Source organism: Pseudomonas edaphica (assembly GCF_005863185.1).
GTDB lineage: Bacteria > Pseudomonadota > Gammaproteobacteria > Pseudomonadales > Pseudomonadaceae > Aquipseudomonas > Aquipseudomonas edaphica.
On sequence record NZ_VBVZ01000433.1, the window covers coordinates 1 to 5,363 of the forward strand.

The window sequence follows — 5,363 nt, forward strand, 5'->3', positions numbered from 1 at the left end:
CCCACGATCGATGCTCGAAGAGGGTTTGCAGCGCATGGAACGTGCACTGCGTCACCGCTAAAACGCATTTCACAACGTTTCGCAACGAGTGCCGAACCCCTGCTGTTACTGTTTTTGCCGACCCGTCCCACCGGCAACAGCAGGAGTTCCATGGCATGTCGACCCAGCCGCTTGATCGCTCGTCCGAGCCCAAAAGCCTTCCGCGCACTCTATCAACATCGGGCGAAGCATTTGCTGTGCTGCTCAAGAACAGCGCCCATAAAAAAGTCGAACCCCATGACAAGTCGCCATCGGGGCTCGATGCGAGCAAAAAAGACGGTTATGAACTCGCGGCCAAAGACGCCACGCCGCCTGCTGCCCTGGCCGACTACAAGGCCATCGGCCCGCCCGATGAAGTGGGTCCTGGGTTGATTCGTTATGAAACCCAGGACGGCAAGAAGATCATCGTCAGCGAGCACGACAGCCCGGAGCTGTTCAAGCAGGTCAGCCAGGACTTCAAGTCGCTCTCTGGCGTGGTCGCCAGCCAGAACGCCGGTTATCAGAGCCTGGGCGCCGAGGGCACAGCGCCGGGTGCATTGGCCGATTACAAAGCCCTCGGCCCGCCCGATGAAACCGGCCCTGGCGTGATCCGCTACGAGACCCAGGACGGCAGCAAGTTCGTGATCAGCCAGCGTGACAACCCCGAGGCTTTCCAAAAGGCCAAGGAAGCTTATGAAAGTTTCTCCGGCCTCTCCAGCAGTGAAGATGCCGGTTACCGTCGCGCCACCGACAACGAAGTATGGCCACCCTACGGCGGCACTGCGGTAGGCCCGGTTGACGAAGTGGGTCCCGGGCTGATCCGCTACGAAAGCAACGGCGAAAAAGTCGTCGTCGCCCGTGAAGACAACCCCAAGTTGTTCGACTACCTGGCGGGCCTTAACACGGTGTACTCCGACCCCGGCAAAAAAGCCGTGATTGAAGGCGAACTGAACAACGGTGCAGCACTGGCCGACGCCAACACGCCCGTGCCCGGGCTCAACGACTACAAGAACTTCAGCTGGAACAACGACCAGAAAGACAGCGTCCTCACCTACGAATTGCAGGACGGCACCAAGGTGGTGGTGTCTGCCGACGTCAGCCCCGAGCTGTTCAAAAGCGTGGCCACGGCCAACGACACCTGGGCCAAGATCCACACCAGTGAAGACGCCGGCTATAAGCTGGCCGGGCCGAATGACTTCCTGAAAAACACCGACATCACCTTCGGCTCTCCCGATGAACTGGGCGACGGCCTGATCCGCTATGAAACCAGCGAAGGCAAGGTCATCGTCTCCAAGGAACTGAGCCCACAGCTCTATGATGACGTGCTGGCCAAATGGGAAGCCTTCAGCGCCAGTTCCATCGACGACACCCGCGCCAAGCACAACCTGCCCAAGGCTGGTGACCTGGATGTGTTGAACATGGACACCGGCGTGCATTCGGACCCCAAGGACGACAAGTCGCCGACCATGAGCGTCAGTGAGTTGGCCACCACCCAACTGATCGACACCTACCGCGCCGGCGTCAAGGACGGCTCGATCCCCAAGGATGACCCACGGGCCAAGCTGGTGCGCGCCCTGGAAGCCCAGGCCGCGTACCAGAATGGCCATGGCATCACCGGCTATGAAGAAGCCAAACGCCCGTTCAACACCACCTGGCGCGAGTCGGATGACAAGCAAACCGAGCTGAGCTCGGCCGACATGCACGACATCATCGACGGCAAGGCCGTGCAAAAGCAGATCGGCGAGCTGTTCAATGACCCGACCATCCAGGCTGACTACAAGTCGAAAATGGACGACGCGCTCAACAAGTTGCCCAACAAGGATGAGGTCAAGCAGAAGCTGCTCGATCTCACCGCCAACCCCGACTACGTGCTGTACCTCAAAGACCTGCAAAACCAGGGCAAGTCCAGCGACGCACAAAAGGACTTGAGTGACACCCTCACCTCGCTGTCGCTGTTCGACCCCGAAGCCGCCAGCAAGGCCGCGCAAAATATCCAGGCCGACGGCTTGACCACCGACCTTAATGCGATCCTCTCGGACCCGAGCAAAATCTCCGACGACAACAAGGAGCTGGCGACCAAAGACTTGTTCGGCCTGCTCAAGGGCGTGCTCAAGGGCAACCTGCTCGACCTGCCGCGCCGCACCCAGGAAACCCTGGAGAAGTTCCTCAACGAGGGGCTGCAAGGCAAGGAGAAATCGGCCGGTGTCACCAAGGCCCTGGAAGAACTCGGCGAGGTCTACAAGAACAGCGGCACCATCAGCGAAGCCGACGTCAAAAAGGCCCTGAGCAAACCCTATATTGCGGTAGCGGATCGCGGCATGCTCGGTGAGGTGTTCAACACCCTTAACAGCAAAGGCATCCTGGGCTCCCTTGGCGCGGGTGTGACGCTGTTTTCAGCGATTTACCAACTGGTGGGCAAAGGCGGCAAACTCGGCGAAACCCCGGCGCAGCGCATGAGCATCGCCAAGGACTTCCTGAGTTTTGCCGGTGGCTCCAGCCACTTCGTGCGCCTGGGTGACAAGATCGGCGAGACCCTGGGCAAGGGCGGCCTGGTGGACTTCCTGGGCCTGGACAAAACCTTGCCGGAAATCTGGGGCAAGGAAGGCGTGACCGGCAAAATGCTGGATTTTGGCCCCGGCGGCGAGATCGACGCCAAGGTCAGCAAGGAAATCTCCGCGGCGCTGGATGCGGTGCCTGACAGTCAGTACGACGGCATCGGCAAGTTGTTTGGCGAAGGCGATACGGCGGTCAAGCAAGCCACCGATGGCCTGGCCACGCACCTGGACGACGGCCTGGCTGCCGCCGGTGCGGCCAAGTTGGGCGCGTCCAAGTCTGCGAAAATCGCCGGTTCCGTGATCAAGGTGCTCGGCCCGGCCACGGACATCGTCGGAGGGTTTGCCGATATCGTGCTCGGCGCCTTGGCGATCAAGAGCGGCGTCGACAGCAAAGACCCGCTGGCTCAGGCCGCCGGTGGCCTGCAAGTAGCCGGGGGCGCGTTCGGTGCCTCGGCCGGGGTCCTCGGGGCGGCGGCACTGTTTGGCGCAGGCACCGCAGCGGCATTGACCGGGCCGCTGTTTCTGGTCGGCGTGGTGCTGGCGGTGGTGGGCGGGATCATCGGCTACTTTGTCGACCACAACAAAAAGCAGAAGGCCACCAACGCGGAAAACGATTGGTATCGCGGCTTGGCCAACGACGGTTTATTGCAAAACGACTGGGCGGAAAAGGTCGAGTACGCCCACTACGAAATCCACCACTATCACGGCCGCGACACGCCGACCGATGACAGCATCTTTCGCTTCCAGCAATCGGAATGGCAGCACTTTGAGGAGACGCCGAGCAAAGGTGGCTCCTCGAGCAATCGGCTGGATGGGGATTTGCACAAGCACTACGAAGACCCAAACACACCGCCAAAGAACCTGCCCAGCGATGCGCCACCGGACAAACCGCAGCCGCACCCGCCGGGCGGTGGTGGGCCGCGCATCAACTGATGCATTGAGCAGGCTCCCACACATCAATGTGGGAGCTGGTTAATGTGGGAGCTGGCTTGCCTGCGATGCAGACACCTCGGTGTGTCAGGTACACAGAGTTGATGGCATCGCAGCGGTGCGACGATTCGACAAGCCAGCTCCCACATTAGTCCGAGTATGGCTTTGCTGTTGCAGTGGCCCTTACATCCTTTTCGATGACGAAGTCAGCGGTCTTTTGATCTGTGCTTTTGATCTTGATCTGAAATCGCCCCCCCAAATCACTGGCGGATTGCGGGCATGCCGAGCCATAGCGAGGCACCGAGTGTTGGGGCGAGGACTTTTTGGTTACTTTTGACTGGGCCGGCATTCCGGTCCTTGCAAAAGTGACCCGCTGTAAGAGCTGAACCATAGGCAGCCGTTACCGCAACAACGGATATGTACCCCGCCAAAAGCCCCCCATCACAGGCACCCCAGCTCCCACACTTGCGAACACATTTACAGCTTGGCAATCGACACTTCAGTCGACTTCACAAAGGCAATCACTTCACTGCCCACTTTCAATTCCAGGTCACGCACCGAGCGGGTGGTGATCACTGATGTGACGATGCCGGACGCGGTTTGCACATCAATTTCGGACACCACTTCCCCCAGCAAAATTTCCTTGATCACGCCCTTGAACTGGTTGCGCACGTTGATCGCTTTAATGGTCATGTCGGCTTTCCTTTTGGCTGTTGGGTCAATCCGCACGAATGCGCAGGCCCTCAAAATGCGTTATCGGCACCAACATTAAAAGGAATATATAAGTCTTTATTTATACGATACAGATATATATGAGGTGTTCGCCTGCCAACAGCCATTCAACACTTTGCCCTCTCCCGCCACAGCCGCCCCCATAGAAACCCGCGTAAAGACGCTGCGCACAAGGTGGCACAGAGACTGCATATTCCTTTAAAGCATGATGGAACATGCCGTTTCAATTTTCTGAATATAAGAAAAGCCTTCTCTCAACGCCTTGTCTGGAGCTGTTCCATGAAACCCTTTGCTTTATTGAGTGCCTGCGCCCTCGCCCTGTGCCTGCAACCCCAGGCCTTTGCCGCCGAAACCGACCCCGCCCAGGTCAACCTCGATTACGCCTACTATTCGCCCGTGAGCCTGGTGCTCAAGCATTTTGGCTGGCTCGAACAGGCGCTTCCCCACACCAAGGTCGGCTGGGTGCTGAGCCAGGGCAGCAACCGCTCGCTGGAATACCTCAACAGTGGCGGCGTCGACTTTGCCTCGTCTGCCAGCTTGTCGGCGGTGTTGAGCCGCGCCAATGGCAGCCCGATCAAATCGGTGTACGTCTACAGTCGTGCTGAATGGACCGCACTGGTGGTGCGCAAAGACTCGCCGCTCAAAACCGTCACAGACCTCAAAGGCAAAAAAATCGCCGCCACCAAAGGCACCGACCCGTACCTGTTCACCCTGCGCAGCCTGCAACTGGCCGGGCTGAAAAAGGATGATGTGGAGTTGGTGCATTTGCAGCATCCGGACGGCCGCACCGCCTTGGAGAAAGGCGACGTAGACGCCTGGGCCGGCCTTGATCCACACATGGCCGCGAGTGAAATCCAGGCCGGTTCGCGCTTGCTGTATCGCAATAAAGACTTCAACAGCTACGGCGTAATCAGCGTCACCGAGCAATACGCCAAACAGCACCCGCAGACCATCACCAAGGTCCTCGGGGCCTATGAGAAGGCGCGTGATTGGGCCGTGAAGCACCCGGATGAATTCGCTAAATTGCTCGCAGACGAAGCCGGCTTGCCGCTGGAAGTGGCCAAGCTGCAATTGTCGCGCACCGACTTGAGCAACCCGCTGCTGAGCGCCAGGGACGTGGCGTCATCC

The 5,363-nt window shown here is 59.1% G+C and carries 3 protein-coding genes; 2 read left to right on the forward strand and 1 reads right to left on the reverse strand.

What is annotated here, in order from left to right:
- The first annotated feature begins 155 nt into the window (after nucleotides 1–155).
- Entirely contained in the window at nucleotides 156–3,506 is a 3,351-nt protein-coding gene (locus FEM54_RS23445; RefSeq protein ID WP_138453331.1) for a hypothetical protein, read from the forward strand.
- Nucleotides 3,507–3,980: 474 nt separating this feature from the next.
- Here the strand turns inward: FEM54_RS23445 and FEM54_RS23450 are convergent, their stop codons facing one another.
- Entirely contained in the window at nucleotides 3,981–4,196 is a 216-nt protein-coding gene (locus FEM54_RS23450; RefSeq protein ID WP_003173733.1) for a TOBE domain-containing protein, read from the reverse strand.
- 318 nt (nucleotides 4,197–4,514) lie between these two features.
- Between FEM54_RS23450 and FEM54_RS23455 the strand changes: the two genes are divergently transcribed.
- A partial coding sequence (locus FEM54_RS23455) for an aliphatic sulfonate ABC transporter substrate-binding protein (protein WP_138453332.1) occupies nucleotides 4,515–5,363 on the forward strand: 849 nt, incomplete at its 3' end.

Excerpts from the sequence above, each read along its gene's own strand:
- FEM54_RS23445 (WP_138453331.1), top strand. The coding sequence starts at position 156 with ATGTCGACCCAGCCGCTTGATCGCTCGTCCGAGCCCAAAAGCCTTCCG.
- FEM54_RS23450 (WP_003173733.1), bottom strand. The coding sequence starts at position 4,196 with ATGACCATTAAAGCGATCAACGTGCGCAACCAGTTCAAGGGCGTGATC.